16 protein-coding genes and 1 pseudogene are annotated in these 20,253 nt (G+C 40.8%); 11 read left to right on the top strand and 6 right to left on the bottom strand.

Annotated features, from left to right (window positions below):
- Nucleotides 1-403: 403 nt before the first annotated feature.
- Both nirB and nirD read left to right on the top strand, forming a co-directional pair.
- The gene (nirB, locus tag AC5JP1_RS00950; RefSeq protein WP_493842776.1) at nt 404-2,989 is read left to right on the top strand and encodes a nitrite reductase large subunit NirB; all 2,586 of its coding nucleotides are present in this window, start codon (nt 404-406) and stop codon (nt 2,987-2,989) included.
- A 90-nt stretch (nt 2,990-3,079) separates the two neighbouring features.
- Nucleotides 3,080-3,430, top strand: coding sequence for a nitrite reductase small subunit NirD (nirD, locus tag AC5JP1_RS00945; RefSeq protein ID WP_238036651.1), 351 nt, complete (start codon nt 3,080-3,082; stop codon nt 3,428-3,430).
- 506 nt (nt 3,431-3,936) lie between these two features.
- Here the strand turns inward: nirD and AC5JP1_RS00940 are convergent.
- Together AC5JP1_RS00940 and AC5JP1_RS00935 are read right to left on the bottom strand one after the other, a co-directional pair.
- Nucleotides 3,937-5,061 (bottom strand): Fic family protein, encoded by a 1,125-nt coding sequence (locus tag AC5JP1_RS00940; RefSeq protein ID WP_493842775.1) that lies wholly within the window; start codon nt 5,059-5,061, stop codon nt 3,937-3,939.
- A 491-nt stretch (nt 5,062-5,552) separates the two neighbouring features.
- Nucleotides 5,553-6,653 carry an L-dopachrome tautomerase-related protein gene (locus AC5JP1_RS00935; RefSeq protein ID WP_493842774.1) on the bottom strand — a complete coding sequence of 367 codons (1,101 nt, stop codon included), beginning with the start codon at nt 6,651-6,653 and terminating at the stop codon, nt 5,553-5,555.
- 434 nt (nt 6,654-7,087) lie between these two features.
- On the opposite strand from AC5JP1_RS00935, the gene AC5JP1_RS00930 reads away from it, so the two are divergent.
- A complete protein-coding gene (locus AC5JP1_RS00930; RefSeq protein ID WP_493842773.1) occupies nt 7,088-7,426 on the top strand; it encodes a hypothetical protein in 339 nt (112 codons plus the stop codon).
- 187 nt (nt 7,427-7,613) lie between these two features.
- Here AC5JP1_RS00930 and AC5JP1_RS00925 read toward each other — a convergent pair whose 3' ends face one another.
- The 3 genes from AC5JP1_RS00925 to ocd form a co-directional block, all read right to left on the bottom strand.
- Nucleotides 7,614-9,017, bottom strand: a complete 1,404-nt coding sequence (locus tag AC5JP1_RS00925; protein WP_493842772.1) for a YjiH family protein — start codon at nt 9,015-9,017, stop codon at nt 7,614-7,616.
- A gap of 86 nt (nt 9,018-9,103) precedes the next feature.
- On the bottom strand, nt 9,104-10,063 hold the full coding sequence (locus tag AC5JP1_RS00920) for an arginase (protein WP_493842771.1): 960 nt from the start codon (nt 10,061-10,063) through the stop codon (nt 9,104-9,106).
- A gap of 314 nt (nt 10,064-10,377) precedes the next feature.
- Nucleotides 10,378-11,472, bottom strand: coding sequence for an ornithine cyclodeaminase (gene ocd / locus AC5JP1_RS00915; protein WP_493842770.1), 1,095 nt, complete (start codon nt 11,470-11,472; stop codon nt 10,378-10,380).
- Nucleotides 11,473-11,641: 169 nt separating this feature from the next.
- Here ocd and AC5JP1_RS00910 point away from each other — a divergent pair, with 169 nt between their 5' ends.
- The 6 genes and pseudogenes from AC5JP1_RS00910 (at nt 11,642) to AC5JP1_RS00885 (ending at nt 16,069) form a co-directional block, all read left to right on the top strand.
- On the top strand, nt 11,642-12,073 hold the full coding sequence (locus tag AC5JP1_RS00910; RefSeq protein ID WP_443527125.1) for an Lrp/AsnC family transcriptional regulator: 432 nt from the start codon (nt 11,642-11,644) through the stop codon (nt 12,071-12,073).
- A gap of 160 nt (nt 12,074-12,233) precedes the next feature.
- Nucleotides 12,234-12,368: pseudogene (locus AC5JP1_RS00905) on the top strand (TetR/AcrR family transcriptional regulator); the annotation flags it as partial.
- A gap of 153 nt (nt 12,369-12,521) precedes the next feature.
- Nucleotides 12,522-12,749 (top strand): hypothetical protein, encoded by a 228-nt coding sequence (locus AC5JP1_RS00900; protein WP_493842769.1) that lies wholly within the window; start codon nt 12,522-12,524, stop codon nt 12,747-12,749.
- On the top strand, nt 12,746-13,804 hold the full coding sequence (locus AC5JP1_RS00895) for an alcohol dehydrogenase family protein (RefSeq protein WP_493842768.1): 1,059 nt from the start codon (nt 12,746-12,748) through the stop codon (nt 13,802-13,804). Before AC5JP1_RS00900 ends, AC5JP1_RS00895 begins: the two co-directional genes overlap by 4 nt.
- Nucleotides 13,805-14,293: 489 nt before the next feature.
- Nucleotides 14,294-15,199 (top strand): alpha/beta hydrolase, encoded by a 906-nt coding sequence (locus tag AC5JP1_RS00890; RefSeq protein ID WP_493842767.1) that lies wholly within the window; start codon nt 14,294-14,296, stop codon nt 15,197-15,199.
- Between the two features lie 234 nt (nt 15,200-15,433).
- Nucleotides 15,434-16,069, top strand: coding sequence for a BLUF domain-containing protein (locus AC5JP1_RS00885; RefSeq protein ID WP_493842766.1), 636 nt, complete (start codon nt 15,434-15,436; stop codon nt 16,067-16,069).
- Between the two features lie 231 nt (nt 16,070-16,300).
- Here AC5JP1_RS00885 and AC5JP1_RS00880 read toward each other — a convergent pair whose 3' ends face one another.
- Nucleotides 16,301-17,026 carry a GntR family transcriptional regulator gene (locus AC5JP1_RS00880; protein WP_493842765.1) on the bottom strand — a complete coding sequence of 242 codons (726 nt, stop codon included), beginning with the start codon at nt 17,024-17,026 and terminating at the stop codon, nt 16,301-16,303.
- 333 nt (nt 17,027-17,359) lie between these two features.
- Here AC5JP1_RS00880 and AC5JP1_RS00875 point away from each other — a divergent pair, with 333 nt between their 5' ends.
- Together AC5JP1_RS00875 and AC5JP1_RS00870 are read left to right on the top strand one after the other, a co-directional pair.
- Nucleotides 17,360-18,649: an SLC13 family permease gene (locus tag AC5JP1_RS00875; protein WP_493842764.1), complete on the top strand. Its 1,290-nt coding sequence runs from the start codon at nt 17,360-17,362 to the stop codon at nt 18,647-18,649.
- Between the two features lie 565 nt (nt 18,650-19,214).
- Nucleotides 19,215-20,228 (top strand): Bug family tripartite tricarboxylate transporter substrate binding protein, encoded by a 1,014-nt coding sequence (locus AC5JP1_RS00870; RefSeq protein WP_443527118.1) that lies wholly within the window; start codon nt 19,215-19,217, stop codon nt 20,226-20,228.
- Nucleotides 20,229-20,253: the final 25 nt, after the last annotated feature.

Here is a 20,253-nt window from a genome sequence, read left to right as displayed (position 1 = left end):
ATAAAACTAAGTTACCTCTCAGTTAATTAAAGTAAGCGATGCACCTTTAAAGTAACAATCAAAACCAAATTGGTGCATTTTTGTCACTATTTTGGTGCATAGGATGTAAATGACAACTATTAAAAAGATCATATTAAGCAATTACTTACAACGGAAAATAGCATCACCAAAAGTACTGGCATGACCTTATAAACTGGTAAGGCTACATATCTGTTAACTATATAAGGGTTCGATAATTGAATGTCATTAATTGTGTTTGGCACGATTATTGAGGGCTTAATAGTTATAGGCATCTAAGCATTAACGACTATCTATCATTGAACCATCTAAAAATTAACTTGCGACTTTTGGATGGGACATTAGATGAAAGTATTTAAGCAAACCCATTACTGAGGATAGGCATATGAGTAGCACTATAGTACGTACGATGAATAAAGCTAAATTAGTAGTGATTGGTAACGGTATGGTGGGACATCACTTTATCGAGCGAGCGATAGAAAAAGGCTTACACGATCAGTTTGAGATTCACGTATTTGCTGAAGAGGATCGCCCAGCTTATGACCGGGTGTATCTATCGAGCTATTTTGAACATAAAGATGTGAGTAAACTAAACTTAGTGGACTTGAGCAGGTATGAGGATGCTCAGATTCAGTTGCATCTTAATCAGCGAATCACAAACATCGATGCCGCCAATCAATGTATCAGCACGGAAGACGGTACCCAGATAGACTATGCTGAATTGGTACTAGCAACAGGCTCCTATCCGTTTGTGCCGCCGATTCCAGGGCGCGAGCATCGGCACTGTCATGTCTATCGTACGATTAAAGATTTGGATGATATTCTTAGTACTGCTGAGCAGCAAAAAGTTAAAAAAGGTGTCGTGGTCGGTGGTGGTCTGCTGGGTCTTGAAGCCGCCAAAGCCCTAGTCACACTAGGATTAGAGACTTACGTAGTCGAGTTTGCGCCTCAGCTGATGGGCGTACAGCTTGATGCTGCTGGCGGTGATATTTTAAAGCGTAAAATTGAAGCCCTTGGCGTCAAAGTACTAACAGGTAAAAATACTAAGACCATTATCGACAATACCCTGTCGGATGAAGCATCGTGTCACTTAACCATGCAGTTCGCTGATGATACGTCGTTGGATACCGACATGATCGTCTTTAGTGCGGGTATTCGTCCGCAAGATGGCATTATCAAAAGCAACCCTGAATGCGGTATTGAAATCGGCACCCGTGGCGGTATTCTGATTGATGAAGCCTGCCGTACCAGTGCCCCGAATGTATATGCCATTGGAGAATGCGCCGTATGGGACAACACCGTTTTTGGCTTGGTCGCGCCAGGTTATAGCATGGCCAGTATTTGCGCTGCTCAAATCGCAGGCGATCACGCTCAGACCTTTACAGGCGCTGACATGAGCACCAAGCTCAAACTGATGGGCGTCGATGTGGGCAGTATCGGTGATGCGCACGGTGCAACAGAGAACAGTTTGAGCTATTTATACCAAAACCCTGCTGAGGGTATCTATAAAAAACTGGTAACCACAGCAGACAATAAGCGGCTATTGGGCGCTGTATTGGTAGGCGACACTGAGGATTACAACAATCTCTTGCAGCTATTTCTAAACGATATTGACCTGCCTGCCCATCCTGAAAGCCTGATCCTACCCAACGTAGAAAAACCCACCATGGGTATCGAGAACCTGCCCGATAGCGCCACGATTTGCTCTTGTTACAACGTCACCAAAGGTGCTATTTGTGCCGCCGTTGAAGACGGTGCTTATACCATGGCAGAGGTGAAATCATGTACCAGTGCTGGTACCGGCTGTGGCGGCTGCGCACCTATGGTAAAAGACACATTGGGCTATCAACTAACCGCGCTTGGTTTTGAAGTCAATAATGATCTGTGTGAGCATTTTGCTTACTCACGTCAGGAGTTGTATAGCTTGATTCGAGTACAAGGCATTAAGACATTTGATGCGCTATTAGATGAGCACGGTAGTGGTCATGGCTGCGAGATTTGCAAACCAACCGTCGCCTCTATTTTGGCGTCTTGTTGGAATGATTATGTACTCAAGCCCGAACTCACGCCACTGCAAGACAGCAACGATTACTATCTAGGCAATATTCAAAAAGATGGGACTTATTCGGTCGTGCCACGCGTGCCTGGCGGTGAAATCACTGCAGATAAACTCATCATCCTCGGACAAGTCGCCAAAGAGTTCAATCTATATACCAAAATCACTGGCGGTCAGCGCGTCGACTTATTTGGCGCACGTTTAGACCAACTGCCCGATATCTGGACCCAACTGGTCGATGCTGGATTTGAGACGGGCCATGCTTATGGTAAATCTCTGCGTACAGTGAAATCTTGTGTGGGCAACAACTGGTGTCGCTACGGTGTCGATGACAGCGTGGGCTTAGCACTTAGACTAGAAGACCGCTACAAAGGAGTACGCTCACCACACAAAATAAAAATGGGCGTATCTGGATGTACCCGTGAGTGCGCTGAAGCGCAAAGCAAAGATTTTGGGATTATTGCCACTGAAAACGGCTGGAATCTCTTTGTCTGTGGTAATGGTGGCATGACCCCACGTCATGGCGAGCTATTCGCAACGGATCTTGATACGGATACAGTTGTCAAATATATCGACCGTATTATCATGTTTTATATCAAGACCGCAGATAAGCTTCAGCGTACATCCAAATGGCGCGAGAGCCTTGAAGGTGGACTTGAGTATCTACAGGCAGTCATTATTGAAGACAGTTTAGGTATCGCTGAGGAGCTAGAGTCACAGATGCAATTACTCATCGACAACTATGTTTGTGAATGGAAAGCCACCATTACTGATAGCGAAAAACTCAAACGTTTCCGTCATTTTGTTAATAGTGAGCAAGGCGATGACAATGTGGTATTCGTCACTGAGCGAGAGCAGATTCGCCCTGCAACCGATATCGAAAAGACGCAAATAAAAGTGACCGAATTGGCGTAATCTTAACGTGTCAGCGTCTATTAATATTAGACGCTAAAAAGCATTTTTTGTTGTTGGTCTCATTTATATTTTACTATTAAGGATCTTCTGATGACTCAGCTCACTGTGTGCAAAATCAATGATATTATTCCCGAGACAGGTGTCTGTGCGCTCGTAAACGGCAAACAAGTGGCTATTTTTTGCACCAAGCAAACACAGTTATTTGCGCTTGATAATTATGACCCGTTCAGTCAAGCCAACGTCTTGTCTAGAGGTCTGATTGGCGGCACCACTATTACTAACGAGGATGGCTCTGATGAAAATGTACTATATGTCGCCTCACCTATTTATAAGCAACGCTTTAATCTTGTCACAGGTCAATGTTTAGATGATAAAAGCATTATACTCGACACGTATAAAGTCGAGCTTGAGGGTAGCGATGTCATCGTAAAATATAACTAGGTATTTGTGTGTCTAGTACATACTACCTTCTAGACTATTGAAGCAGCCTTTGACTTTAAGAGTCGAAGGCCGTTTTATTCTTCATCAAACCTTTCGTCATCCCCTAATAAATTAATGAGATTGATGTCTGCTAGTAAGTTATCGATATTAAATAAGATTAGAAAAGCTATTTGTGATTATTCATAAATCAACACTAAAATGACAATGCACATTTATCACACAGGAATAAGGCATCTTGCTTTATTTTCTACAATCAATAACTGCATAGTAGATGTATAGCAAAGTCTAAGCGCTTTTATCATCTTGAACTCTATGTTGATCCCTTGTACATACAAAGAAGACCTTCTAAATGCAACCCTCTTATAAAGTTAAGACTTCCTTATCGTATCGAATATTTTAGACCTTCATAATGGAACCACTTATATTATGTCACTGAATGGGTTGTCTCTCTTGCAGTTTGTTCGAATACTTTCTTGCTGTCATAGCGGAATTAAAAAATACTATTTTTATCGTAAAACCAACTCATAACTCGTACTACGCCCTGATGCTACAGACTTTTGCATCATACCCTTCTCTATTAAATCATTAATATCTCGTAGTGCCGTATCTATAGAGCACTTGGTTATGGTCGCCCATTTTTTAGTGGTAAGCTTGCCATAAAAATCAGTCAGCAAAATATTTAGCATTTTTACTTGCCTATCATTTAAAGCATACTGTCGATGCGTCTGCCAAAAGCCTGATTTACTGATGATTTTATCTGTAGTTTCTTGAGCTACAATGAGGGATTGCTCTAGCGTTTGCAAAAACCACACCAACCAATCTGTGATATCTTTATCACCTTTTTGCGTACGTTCTAGTATTTTGTAATAGTCATTACGCTGTTTAAGAATTTGCGCTGACATACTATAAAAGCGTTGGGCACTGTTATCGCTTCTTGCCAGCATACGTTCTGTGAGTGCTCGTGTTAGTCGTCCATTTCCATCATCGAATGGATGCAAAGTCACAAACCATAAATGAGAAACACCTGCTTTTATGACCAAATCTATATCGTCTTGCTTATTTGACGAAGTGTTAAACCACAATAAAAATTTGCTTAACTCATCTGGCAACCTATCGGCACTCGGGGCAACAAAATGAACCCGCTCGCGACCATACCCACCAGACAGTACTTGCATTGGCCCTTTGCTATCATCACGGATACTACCTGCTCGAATACGATAAAGTCCACTATATCCATCTGGAAATAATGCTCGATGCCATCCAAGTAAATCATCTAACAATAGTGGCTGTTGATAACGATAGGTGGCACTTAGCATCATCTCTACCACGGCATCGATCTCACGAGTAGTGGTTGGCATGCTGGCACTATCTAACCCTAAATGCCGCGCAACTGAAGAACGAACTTGCTCATCATTTAGTGTCTCACCTTCTATCTCAGAAGTTTTGATAATCTCTAAGGTCACCGCATTTAATTGTGCCTCAACATTCAGATCGAACCCTAGTGTTAGCAGCTTTCCTAGTAAATGACCTTGTAATATCCGCACACGACTGACGAGTGGCAATAGCTTTTTGTCCGACCATTGCCATTCAGTCCAGTTTGGATGTTCATGAATATAAGTAACATGCTTCATATGTTCCTCAGAAATATGCAGAGATTAGGACAGTAATCTCTTTATATTATGCAGAGAATAAGTAGTAGAGGCAATAAGAATAGATTCTCAACAAACACACATATTCTTTTATTCTGGTAAGGGCTTGAGTAGAGGTAAAAATACTATAAAAATACAGTGCCCAATTACGAGTTAAATTTTATTCTATTACAATTTACATTGTGATTATTAAATCATATAATATGTACAGGCTATCAATATCGGTGTATGTAAGATAATATCATTTTTTACACGTTCGTTGACCTACTTTGACATGGTAGAGGTCGTTGTTTCGAATCCGATTACGCCTACCAGATTCGAAAAGCCCCAATCTTAAGATTGGGGCTTTTTTTTGTCCGTGAAATATGGGCTTTCTCGATTACTGTTTTTCATTACCAAGGTTACGCCTTTGGGTATACAAATATAGCCGATGCCGAAATGGCGCCTGTCACGCCACATCGACTGTATTGCTATTATTGGTTCCCTACCCACACTCTATAAATATAGTAAGGCGGCTGGCCTTTATCGACGGTGCCGGTGAACTGCGGTGTTTTATGTAATTGATTTACTGCAACATACAACCAACCATTCGTATCTAAAGACACATTATCAGGCCAGTCGAATCGGCTGTCTCGTACTAACGATGTTAGCTGCCCTTTCGTATCAAGCACATCTACGCCATTATCGTTTAAGTTGGTAAAGTAGTGATTTCCATAACTGTCTGTAGTAGCGCCATCTGAAACGGGTTTATCACCAACACGTATAATGCTCTTGCCAATCTGTTCATCACTGGCTTTAGTTCTAAATAAGGTAGCATCTAAGCTATACCAAGATTCACCGTTCATCGCGCCAAAATAAATCGTATTATTATCAGCGGACATCGTAATTGGGTTTATCCCATTGTTTGTCGGCTTGCCACCCATCATAATCTCAACACCATTGATTACCATTTTTGCATCAGCTTCAGGCTGTAAAGCGACATGATTGCCAAAACGGCGTACTTCATTGGTGTTCATATCAATAGCAATAATGGCTGGATTGGGAATATCCGCTAAATAAATCCATCCATTTTCTCTATCAACCACCAAGTCTTGCACAAAACTATTTTTCGGTGCGATATCTGTCGGTATATCGATTTTGCTAATTACTGCGCCAGTGTCAATATCAAATCCCCAAACACGAGTTTTACCAATATGTTGACCCATATCGACAATCCATAACCCACCTTGATCGTCTTTGGTAATACCTAATGGTGTATCAATGGTCGCTTCACCATACTGGCCTTTAGGAGATTGAAATTTGTTTGAAGGCCATGGCTGATAGCGGTTAGGTCCAGTCACTTCAAATAACTGTATCCCCTGTTCACCATCGTTAGGATGCACGGTAGAAAACACCCGACCGCCACTCGTAGCCATAACATTGCCTGGGCGGATAGGTAAACCGATAACCGTTTCTATCTGCCCCACTGTAGCTACATTGCTCTTTACTTGCGCAACGGACATAGCATTGCGCTCAACTAAACTACACCCTGCTAATGCTGTCGTGATTAAACCAATAATAAAAATATTTTTCATCGTGAATTCCTGAGTATTTAAAGAAATCTATAACGATGTCCATTTTAACTTTTCTACCAAATATTTCTGTTCTTTTCCTGATACCTCTAAAGTCATCAGTTCAAAGATAAAAGTGGAAAATAAAAAGTTCTGTTATTTGTAATGCCAGTTTGACTTAATACCAGCTGGATTAGTCATTACATTTTTGAGAGACATAACGCTTCATCAGGATAGTCAATATAGAGTGTTATCAAAGCTGTAATAAACACGGGCAGATAGGCGTAAGTCGTTACTCTTCTTAAATTTTCATCAAACTACGCAACGTTTTAATCCCTTATCATTCTTGTTGTCTGTAAGGGGTTAACAAAGAGACGCCTTAACTAATCGAAATCGCTAATGTTAGATGATTTTGCAAACTTGTTTATTCAACCAAGATATATAAATAGGATAACACTATGAAAAAACTACTATTAGGCTCACTATTAGCTGCATCAACTTGTGTCGCGATGATTGCCCCTGCAACAGCCGCTACCAATACTGCCGCGCCAAATTCAGCAAAAATGCAACATAAAGGCGGTACGCACAAAGGACCACTTTCAAAAATCAATCTAACGGCTAAACAGCAAGCACAAGTTAAATCTATTCACGATAAGTATCGCAGTCAAGGCAAAGATGGTCGCCAACAGGCTCGAGCTGAGATTGCAAAAGTCCTAACAGCACAGCAACGTTCGCAGTTAGAGAAAATGAAGGCTGAACATGAAGGCAGTGGTAAGCATCGCGATCGTGGACATTAATACTAGATAGCTACAGCAAATCCTCCATAAAGCAAAATAGCCCATCTACCATAGATGGGCTATTTTGCTATGTGACAACGAGAACTATTAGAGGCTTTTGCTCCTAAGTAGCATTGAGTTTACTCGCTTGTGCTTTTCATGACTCCTGCTGTCAACCCTGTAGTCTTAAACTTGGGAGATAATCCTATTAAAAAATCATATGAGCACACACGGCAATGATCGGTAATGAAATAAGGGTTCTTAGTAAAAAAATCACCAATAACTGTAAGAAGCTCACAGGAATTTTTGTCCCCAAGATCAACCCACCGACTTCTGACATGTAGATCAATTGAGACACTGACAAACAAGCAATGACAAACCGAGTCAACTCTGATTCTATTGAAGAGCCTATGATGGCAGGCAAGAACATATCTGCAAAACCTACCATAATCGTTTTTGACATTTCTGCTGCAAACGGTATGTTTAATAGCTCTAAGAACGGAATAAATGGCATACCTAAATAGTCAAATACAGGCGTCTCTTCTGCAACGATTAAGCCCATGGTCCCTATCGCCATGACGACAGGTAATATCCCGATCCACATGTCCAAGATGTTTTTTAGCCCCTCTTTTAAGAAAGTAGCAAAGCTTGGACTCCTATCTGCCTTGTGAACGGCTTTGTGTAGACTATGAGTAAATAACGTTTTCCCTTCAGGAATGGTTTCATGATCTCTATCACTGTTTTCTATCGTATAAGTATCTTCAATTCTAGATAACGGTAGTAATCTTGGTACTACTAAAGCGCAAACAATCCCGCATAAAGCAACGACCCCAATCATATTGAGAAAGTAGCTTTCTAGTTTGACTTGAGAGATGACGACCAAACAGAACGTAATCGAAACGGCTGAAAAACTTGTGGCAATAACGGCCGCTTCTTTTTTAGTATAGAACCCGCCTTCTAATTGCTTATCTGTTAATAGGACGCCGATCGTTCCATCACCCAGCCATGATGTCAGGCAGTCGACAGATGACCTACCGGGTAAGCCAAATAAAGGTCGCATTACTTTACTCAATAAAACCCCAAAAAATTCTAATAAGCCAAAATCGAGCAATAGTGGTAGTAATAACCCAGCTAAGAAAAATACGATAAACAGTATTGGCATTAGTTCATATAATATTAAGCCGCCAATATTATCTGAATATATTGCCTCAAACCCAAATTTAAAATAGGTCACGACAACAAAGAACGCACCAAGCATTCTAATCACAAGCCAAGGTGTCGTAACGTTCAGCAAGTTATTTAGAAACGCATTATTCAAAATTAATGAAGGTTTCATAACTTTGGTATACAACGTAGCACACAAGGTAATCATGATTGAGGTGACAACGAGTAAGGGCAAGAGGTCACCGATATACCCTTGGATATAATCCTTTAACACAGATATAGGAATGGTAAACCCTTCTGCATAGGTGACAAACTTACCATCTACGTAAGGAATGGGAAATACGAACAGCATCAAACCTATGATAGATGGGATAAAGAACTTTAAAAACTGTCTGATATTGATGCTGCTGGCCTCTTTGCTTGAGGCATTAGTCTTAATAATGTCCATATTATTTTTTGACTCCCTGTCAATTTCAACTAATATAAATAATGTCGTTTAGATTGGTTTTTGTGAGTTATTCTAAATTTTCTATGCTAGTAATTATTTAAAAGGGAGTGCGTTACTTCTTCTAAAATTCTAAATATTCTGGTTGAGTCATCTTTTGAATTGTTGTACAAAGGATTGATCTCTGCCATCTCCCAGCAGCATACTTTTTCATTTTTAATGAGCTCTATGTTGAGCTGCATGGCTTGCTCATAAGACAGACCATTCATTGCTGGCGTCCCTGTCCCTGGGACATATAAGGGATCAACACTATCGACATCAAATGAGACATAAATATGATCGCAATATTCTAGTTTTTTAAAGATTTCGGCTACTGTGGCGCTGATGCCTTTTTTGGTTATTTCAGCCACACTATATAATGGAATTTTGTGTCTTTTGATTAACTCCATCTCCTCTTCTTGATAGTCTCTAACGGCACAAAACACGACGTTTTCTGGCTTGATTGATGGCTCATCAGATGCCATAAATTTCAATCGCTCCCAATACTCCTTCTCTTTTTCAGAGAGGTCATTACGTTTGCATTCTAGATTATCAATCGCACACGCCATTGCCAGAGGCATGCCATGCATGTTGCCTGATCCACTGGTATACGGCGAGTGAAAATCAGCATGGGCGTCTATATACACCACACCGATTTCAGCATCAGGATGCGCCATTTTGAGGCCATGCATGGTTCCTGCACAGCTGGAATGATCACCAGCGATAACGATAGGAAATTGATTATCTTCTCTAATCTCTTTTATTTTATGTGCCAATTTAGAGATAACAGGCTCAATCACATCAGCGTATTTTGCATGTTTAAATGGCGATTCTTCTTCATGGATATAGTCATTTTTGATACTGTCAAGTTGCAGTTTTTCATAGTAGTCTGCATTCATTTCTTTTGATGACGCGCGCAATGCATCAATGCCTAGTGACGCGCCTTTTTTATGCCCTGCAACATCTGAATACACTTCTACTATTCGCACGTTTTTCATTAGATCATTCATTATTTTGTCTCCATTACATAAAACAATTTTTTTATCTTTTAGATTTAGATTTATTTTTTCTATATTAGGGCGGGTCATCAATTAGCTCATACAATCATTTAGCGGTCTTAAAATGGCTAAATCTTGTCAAACATCATCAAAAATATTGTGAATATACCTATATTCTCTGCAATTTTTTTCCTTGTTTGACTACGATTGATCTCATTTTAAGCCTCTCTATCTAAATGATGACACACCCTAGATTTCTTAAAAAATGATGCGACTTTTCAATATGACGTAAAATGAGAAAGCAGCATCATTTTTTGTATGATTACTTACGCTGTGGCCATGGTTTCGCGCGTCACTGCACTATGATCTTTGCTATGAGCTTTCACTACCGAATATAGGTTTTTGGGATCTTGTTGATGAGGGATCAAATCAAGCAACTCATAGGCATCCTGCTTTTTGATCAAATCACGCAAAAACACTAGAGCTGTAAAGTCTTCTGAGGCAAAACCGACACCATCAAATACCACTAAGTTGTTTTCGTTGGTGCGTACTTCTTTCTCACCGTTTACGATGCGATGGAACTCTGTCACAGGAAAGTCTGGAGAGAGCTGTTGAATATCGCCTTCGATACGGGTTTGTGGTTCAAATTCTACAATGACATGATCGGCTCTTAGTAAAATATTGGCATCCAGCTCGGTTTTGCCAGGGCAATCGCCACCGATAGCGTTGATATAGACACCTTTGTTGACCATATCATCACGCAGGATGGTGGCGTTTTTCTTATCTGCCGTACACGTCGTGATAATATCTGCGCCTTCAACGGCTTCTTCTACGCTTTTGCAAATAGTAATATCCAAACCTGAATCGGCAAGGTTATGCGCTACTTTTTCAGACGCAGCTGGATCAACATCATAGAGACGTACTTTTGAGATACCCACCACTGCTTTCATGCCCATTGCTTGGAACTCTCCTTGAGCACCATTACCAATAAGCGCCAAGGTTTTAGAGTTTTTAGGCGCACAGTGTTTGGCAACTAAGGCCGAGGTCGCCGCCGTACGCAATGCGGTCAAGATGCACATCTCTGTCAATAAAATCGGATAGCCTGTGTCAACATCAGACAATACGCCAAAAGCGGCTACCGTCTGTAAATCCCGTTTGGTATTGATAGGATGGCCATTGACATACTTGCATGCAAACATGTCACCATCGCTGACAGGCATGAGCTCTATGACACCATCTTTGGAATGAGAGGCAAAACGACTGGATTTTTCGAATTGCTCCCAGCGAGAAAAATCCTGCTCTAGAGCATCTACCAATTCTTTTATGGTCTGTTCGATACCATGATTACTGATGATTTCAGCCATCGCCTGTACACTAACAAAGGGTACACCCTGCTTTTGAGATACGATAAATTTAGACATTCGTTTTGCTCCATTCCATGAATATTGTTTGTTGAATCGACAATTAATATGCTACCAACTATAAATGTCAGTTAAAATGTCAATAAGTTATTAAATATTGATATATTTTTGACATATTGATAGGTACTACTTAGCATAATGTCAAAAACTTAATAAGAGAGACATTTTTATGGCGTACTACACTTATGACTCTTTAGACAGCGAGCTGATATCTGAACTGCGACAAGACGGCCGCGCAACCATCTCAATCCTTGCAAAAAAACTTAAAGTCTCGCGTGCTACTGTCCAAAACAGATTGGATAGACTGATTCATAATGGCGCTATTTTAGGCTTTACGATTCGCGTGCATGAGGCACTAGATAACGAAACGGTCAAAGCGATGATGATGATCGAGGTGACAGGAAAATCTACGTCACAAGTGATTAGAAAGCTGCGCGGTATCCCGCAATTGATCAAGCTACATACAACCAATGGGGCGTGGGACTTGGTGGCAGAGATACACACGACAAGTTTGAGAGAATTTGATGAAGTGCTGCGGCAAGTAAGAGAGATCGATGGCATTCTTAATAGCGAAACCAGTGTTTTGCTGTCGAGTTTATGACGCAAGCGTACTTAGGAGGATATAGTTAACACCGTCTAAAAACACCTTCCTGGTGAAGACGCAAGATTATCGCTATCATCAAACAGACTGCCTTGACAAAGGTAGAATAAATGCTTTACTCTTTAAGTAGAACGTTCATTCTACTTTTGGGAGTTTTGTTATCAAAGAAGATATTGCTATTAAGCTCGAAAAGGCATTTAGCCGATATGGTTTTGCCGAGCCAAGTGTTGCTCAGCTCAAGACAGCATGTAATGTAAGCCTGCGAACACTGTATAAGTATTATCCCTCTAAAGAGATGATGGTCGTTGCCTCCTTGGACTATCGCCACCAAAGATATCTCGACTTTTTACTCAATGAATCACCTCCTCCTGGCATAGCCTCTATTTTTCATATTTTTGACAGACTCGAACAATGGATGAAAGCGTTTGCACCACATGGCTGCATGTCTATGAGTGCTGTGGCAGCTTTTCCTGATGATCCAGTGATTGCAAGCTCAGTGCAGAAGCACAAACAAGAAGTCAGGCACTTTTTGGGACAACAAAGTCAGAGAGAAGATCTTGCGACGGCCATTTTTTTGTTACATGAAGGCGTTACGAGTTCATGGCCTGTATTAGGAGCAAAGGCCATCATCTCAGCCCAGCGCACACTATCAACACTTTTAGAGGAAGACAAATGATGCAACCGATCCCAAAGACAATGACAGGTGTCCAGCTTATCGGTCATGGTGGCCCAGAGATGCTCAAATACCGTGATGATATTCCTGTCCCTACTGTCACTTCAGATGATGTACTCATCCGAGTTTCGGCAGCAGCGGTCAATAATACAGATATCAATACCAGAACGGCATGGTACTCGAAAGGCAATAGCAGTAGCGCTGATGCCAGTTGGTCTGGTACCGCAATGAGCTTCCCTCGTATCCAAGGTGCAGATGTCTGCGGTACGATAGTAGCAGTCGGTGCTAATATTAGTCGTGAACGTATTGGGGAACGGGTTCTTGTTGAACCTTGTATTCATGAAATCGATGGTCAACCATTGAAATCAGCTGGTTACTATGGCTCAGAGTGTGACGGTGGATTTGCTGAATATACAGTAGTCGCTGCCAAACATGCCTATGCCGTAAATAGTATGCTCTCTGATGTCGAGCTGGCTTCGTTCCCATGTTCGTATTCTACTGCTGAGAATATGCTCACGCGAGCGAATGTCTCGTCGTATGATAAGGTATTGATATCCGGCGCTTCAGGCGGTGTTGGATCAGCAGCAGTCCAGCTGGCAAAAGCGCGCGGTGCTTATGTTATTGCTATCACCAGTCCAAGTAAAAACCAACAGCTGCGAGAGCTTGGAGCGGATCAAGTGATACCTCGAGATGATGACTTGGTTGATGCAATAGGCGAAAACTGTATTGATGTCGTGATTGATTTGGTCGCAGGAAAGCAATGGCCTGATTTTTTACAATTGCTAAAACCAAGAGGTCGGTACGCTGTGTCTGGCGCGATTGGAGGCGCATTGGTTGAGCTAGATATCAGAACACTTTATCTAAAAGACTTAACTTTTTATGGCTGTACTGTACTTCAACCTGAAGTCTTTCAAAACCTCGTTAACTGCATCGAGCAACGTAAAATAGCCCCAATCATTGCGTGTACCTTTCCGTTAAAAGAGATACATACTGCTCAAGAAGTTTTCTTAGAAAAGAAACACGTCGGTAAAATCGTTTTAAAAGTTGCTCAAGAGTAACCACTTGTCTCTCTTAACTTATTTCACGTAGTCTGTTCTAAGTGCAGCCCAATCAACATAACTGCGGAGCATATATCCGTCTACTACATAGAGGATTCCTTACATAGACATCTAACCTATTGATAAATCCTCTATCATATCGATAATAAAGTTATCAAACGTGCCAATAAAAAATACATGAGTGTAGTTGCCACTCCTGCCTCAAGTCATTCAAGGTCGACCAGGTCAACACCATTACAATCCATTGGGCAGCGTACATGGCAGTTGGTCGTGCTGAGACTGATATCATTCATGTCAGGAAACAAACCACAATGACTGAAAGTCGTATTATTGGGTCTGATGGCAAACTATACACGCATGACACCACGACTTGTTTAATATGCAATAATCAGCTGATAGGCAGTAATGAGCGTAAAGATAGTTTTTACTCGACCTGCTTTTGATAATTGATGGAAATTTTGGTAGTTAACAAATAGTAAAGGCAATACTATGCAGGCATTTGAACGGGCGATGACTCTATGTGATAAAAAAGCCCGCTATTATGACTTATCCGCTTTGTTTAATAATGATGAAAACCTCCCATTATCTCCTGCACATTTTTATGGTGGCAACGGTTTTGCAGTTGGTGTCTATCTACCGCTATTAACCACGCTCAGTGAGCAATTTACTATCAACAGTCTCGCCATGCGTGGTTATTGGTACGATCTACCATCCATCAAAAAGCTGACTCGCGAGCAAGATGCTGATATATTGATTGATTTTTTGGAGAAGACACAGGATAAACCTGTCGTAGGTATTGGACATTCTCAAGGCGCGACTGCTACCGCTATTGCAGCGGCCAAACGTTCAGAACTATTTTCGCAGTTATATTTGATAGAGCCCGTTACTTTTACCAAATCGCAGATGCTCACGATGAACTCAGCACCTGACGACTTAAAGATAAGTCGAGAGCCCTTCAAAAGTACACAAGCTAAACAAGTACAATGGCAAAGCGTTGAATCCTACTATGACTATCTACGGGCACATCGCGCCTTCAAACGCATCAATGACAGCAATCTTTATATCTTTGCAAAAAATAGTCTCATCAAAAACAAGCAAGGGCAATACAGTTTGCTTTTCACCCCTGAGCAAGAATTGGCGAGCTACTTCGACACGCCTTTTGTCAATGACGCCTTAAAAGAGCTTAATACGATTGATTTACCTTACACTATTATCGTTGGCAAACCTTCCATGTTTATCAGCGACGATGTTCGTAAAGTTTGGCAGCATCTGGTGCCCATTAACAAGATCATTGAGCTGCCAGATAATGGACATTTGCTACCGATGGAAGCACCTGAGCAATGTGCTGATATCATCATAAAAAAATTTAGCGGTATGTCCTTGAGTGATTTATAGCAGCAGCCTAAAAGAGTACGTATGAAGAACCGCTATACATCTGAAATAGTGAATCGCTAGAAGTAATGTTCGTAGAACCAACGACTTAGCCAGACATTTTATACCTTAATCTTAAAAATATGGACGGAAAAGCAGACTTTTCACACGGTAAAACAAACCTATAATGCAAAAATCATTTAAAATAAGAGGCAATTTGAATAAAAAATTAGAATATATTACTAAAAGAGGGCATGAATGAAGATAGAAAGCCATAGGAGACTAGAAAAATCTATGAAGGGTGTTCCATCAAACTCCCTTGTAAGACTCATCTATGTTAGTAAAGTAAATACTCTAGACAGGTCTGTATTTGAGCATATTCAGAGCCATTCAGATGTCTATAACAGAGACAATAAAATATCGGGATTTCTATGCAATGACGAAAAAAGTTTTCTTCAATGCTTAGAAGGCGGGAAGGATGTTGTGTTTTCTCTTATGCAAAGAATATTTAAAGACAATAACCATAAAAAAGTAGGCGTCGTTGCTGTTGAACAAGTTAGTCAGTGCCGCTTTGAAGATTGGCGTATGCACAGTCTCAACTTGAGCGCTAGTAATTGGCATAGACTGTCTGATCATGCTCAATTAGGAGAGATCTCACCATTCAAACCTGAGCAATGGCCTTATTGGTTCGTTGAGCACTTCATCGAATGTGTGAGGAATTTTGATTACTCTAACCTCAGTCGTGACGAGGACTACATCACCTTTGATAATTTAGGTTACTCTGAGCTTGAAGAAAAGCTAACCCACAATAATATTTTGCTATTTATATTTCTTGGACTATTAGTCGCATCAACGGCAGCTGTGTTATTGTTCAGATATGACGTCATTACTTAATACCTAGTTTGGGTGACTTGTGACTCACTTGAACATATCTCAAGGGAATAGGAAATTGGGTACTTCATCCTCTTAGTCGATGAATAGCTTGTTTTAATGGGACTACTTGCCATAGGCTCGCGGTCAGTAAAAAGCCTCTACGAAGCTTGTAGTCTTACCATAAAGTTAGCTTATGAAATGTTTTTCTAGATAACCTAAATCGTCCACTTCCTCTCAACCACTTCTTATCTATTAGACAATATTAACTTCATAACTGAACTTTTCTGCTAGTCCATATGACTCTCTATATTCGATGGGATCACCTTCTAGATTTTTGGCAATGCGGCATACCTTTACTAAGTTTTCTTCTTTAGTATTGGCTAGGTAGGGATCTATATGATTGGTTATGAAGAATAGTGTTTCTACAGCAGAAGAAACAAACTGACCGCATTTTGTGTAATAAAATGGATAAAGAAGGTTTTCGAAATCTTCTGGCGCCAAGTCAATAAATGCTTTGAAACGGCTCTTAGGTAACCAAATTTTCTCACTCAGTAGCACTTTATCTTCAATAATACGCATACGCTCTATGTAAATGAGTGCTTTGCTCTTACTGATATTCAGCTTTTGGTTAATATCATCAATACCTTCTATGACGATCACCTTTTTGACTACTCCGTTCGGTGTCGCATAACCAGCATCTTGGTCACGAAATTTAAAAAACCTTAATAAAGAACTTTCAAAATCTGGTCGTTTCAAAAAAGTACCCCTACCCTGGTATTTAGTTAATACGCCATCCTCTACTAGTTTTTCAACCGCTTTGCGAACCGTTCCCACCGATACTTGATATTTATCTGCAAATTCTTGCTCTGTTGGTAAGGGTGTATTTTCATCCCACTTACTTTCTGTCAGTAGCGTCAGAATATGCCATCTTACTTGCTCGTATCTTGGCATTTTAAAGTTTTCTAAATTTTTTAACATTTTGTCACCGCTATTTGGAAAGGTTTATATACCACAATATTCTCTTAGAGCACGCTCTAACCTTAAAGATTGAGACAGGGCTTATTACCCACTCAACATCTAAAAATCTTCTATAGTATTACCATACTAACGCTTGTCTTGCTTTTTACGGTTAATCGTAGCCAATCTGCATTGTTTTTTTGCTATTATTCTACTCAGTCAAACGTAAATTCCAAACTTACACGATTCTCTAATCTAGAACGTCGTTTGTCAATATCATCGTGCTGCTCGTTACTCTATAAAAATTGGTGTGAGTTTTCATAGAATTCATATATTTGAGACCAAGGAGCAGCTATGACTCTCTATGTTCTAGCCGCTATTGTAATATCTATCGCGCTCGGCTATACCACCAAAATTAATATCGGCTTATTTGCCATTGTGTTCTCATACCTGATTGGGTGTTTTGGTATGGGTCTTAGCACTTATGAAATTATTGAGCTGTGGCCTCTTAAGATTTTCTTTGTTATTTTTGCCGTTACACTCTTCTATAACTTTCCTCTAGCCAATGGTGCTTTAGAGAAACTATGCAGTCATCTGATCTATAAATGCAGACATTTCCCATCCTCATTACCTTTGGCTATTTTCTTTGTTGCTACAATTGTGGCAGGCCTAGGGGCTGGTTATTACACTGTCTTAGCCACCATGGCGCCTATGATTCTATTGTTGTCCAAAAGAACCAACCTCAATATTGTGGTGGCCACCCTTTCAGTTAACTATGGTGCCCTAGCCGGAGCTAACTTTGTCACTTCACAAAGTGGCGTTATTTTTAGAGAGCTCATGCGCGGAGCAGGCGTCGCCAATGACAATACGTTCACTTATGCTTTGGGCATCTTTGTGGTTACCTTTTTGACACCAGTAGTAGTATTAGGTATTTATAGTTTTATTAATACCAAAAATAGCAAGATAGCGATCCAAGCTATAGCACCCGAGCCCTTAGATCGTAAGCAAAAACAATCTATTGTACTTGTATTTATTATGGTGGCCACGGTGCTTATTGCACCTATCCTAAACCTACTAATACCAAACGTAGAGGCCATCGAGTTTTTGAACGCTAGAATCGACATCGGTTTTATCGCTATTTTTTTCGCCATGGTTAGCTTGTTTTTGAAACTAGGTGACGAAAAAACAATCATTGCTTTAGTACCTTGGAATACGCTGATCATGATCTGCGGGGTCGGAATGTTGATCAGCCTTGGTGTGGAGGTAGGCGTTATTTATGAGCTAACAGAATGGCTCAGTACCAATGTACCTATCTGGATGATACCGATTTTAGTATTCATCATCAGCGCAATCATGTCAGTATTTGCCAGTACGCTTGGCGTGGTCGCCCCAACTCTATTCCCTATGGTTCCTGCCCTAGCCATTGCCTCTGGATTAAATCCTTTATTACTATTTATTTGCATTGTGATAGGTGCGCAAAGCTCATCTATTTCTCCTTTTTCGTCAGGAGGTAGCCTGATACTTGGCGCCGCCCAAGTACATATAGACAAAGATCAGCTTTTGAATACGCTATTATTTAAAGCCGTCCCCCTAGGTATCATTGTTGGAATGCTAGCAGTTTTAGTCATACAGCTCGTATTTTAGTATCTTATCTCTTAGCTTTCACTTATTTCTTGACCTGCTATTATCTTCATTGAACAACTATATTATAAGAGTCTTCAATACCCTTAGGCTTTCTATCTTATATGTGACTCAGTTTTCTTATTATACTTTTCAAAATAATTACTAACTAAGTAATCACTAATTAAGCAATCCTTTATATCTTGCTATAGCACAGCAGTACATGTAGGTATCACTATCACCTACGTGCACTGCTGTGCTCATATTTAAACATATCTATTTGTTTTTACTGTCTTAATTATCCACTTATAAACACTAATAATATTTCTATTAGTGTTTAGTATTGGTGCAATAGAGTCTTGATTAGCGAATCCTTGAACTACTATATCAAAATAAAATTCATATATACATACATATGTTTATTGTTATTCTTAAAATATTCTGTTACTTTTGCAAAACGCTAAAAAGCGCACTGTTATGAAATTCAGCAACCTATATCGGTGTGACCTGAATTTCTTTTGCAATAACGCTATGGCTTCGCTCAGAATTTTATTGAGTTTTAATTGAAAATACACACAAGGAGTGTCGTGTGAAAAAACTATCCTATCTGGCTCTTGGCCTCTCAGTACTAACCCTTACCGCCTGTAATAAGACCGAAACGACAGCATCTGATGCCGGTTTTGATGCCCCTTCACGTCCAGAATGTATTGCCCCTGCAAAACCAGGTGGCGGCTTTGATTTGACGTGCAAGCTTGCTCAGGCTGGTCTAAGAGATACTGGTCTATTAGAAGATCCAATGCGAGTCACTTATATGCCAGGCGGTGTTGGCGCTGTTGCTTACAACAAAATCGTTGCCAATGATCGCGCTAACAACGACGCCATTATTGCCTTCTCAACGGGGTCTATCCTCAATTTATCACAGGGTAAATTCGGCAAATTCACTGAAAAAGACGTGAAATGGCTCGCAGCAGTTGGTACTGATTATGGTGCCATCGCTGTCAATGCTGACTCACCAATCAAGGATCTAGCAGGATTGGTCGCTGAGCTCAAGTCAGATCCCAAAGCAGTTAGTTTCGCCGCTGGTGGTAGTGTTGGTGGTCAAGACTGGATGCAGACCGCTATTTTGGCTAAAGCAGTGGGGGTAAAGCCTAGCGACATGACTTACGTTGCTATGGAAGGTGGCGGTGAAGCTATTACTGCCGTGATGGGTAACCATATTACCGTCGTTAGTGCGGGTATTGCTGAGATCATGCCGCAAGCCACTGCTGGTAAATTACGAGTATTGGCCGTGTTTGCAGATGAAAGACTGGGCGGTACGATGGCTGATATTCCTACTGCTGTAGAGCAAGGCTACGACGTTACTTGGCCAGTGGTCCGTGGCTATTACATGGGTCCAGATGTCAGTCCTGCCGCTTACGACTGGTGGAAAGCCTCATTTGACACCATGTTGGCCGATCCAAAATTTGCTGAGTTACGCGAGCAGCAAGAGCTCCTACCATTCTCTATGACTGGCGATGAGCTAGAAGCATACGTTTATAAGCGTACAGGTGAGCTACGTGAATTGTCTGCTGAGTACGGTCTTACTGATGCTGCGGCTAAATAGCCTCATTCAGATCATATTCCCTTAA

The sequence above is a fragment of the Psychrobacter sp. H29 genome (assembly GCF_059073055.1).
This window is presented reverse-complemented; position numbering and strand designations above follow the sequence as displayed.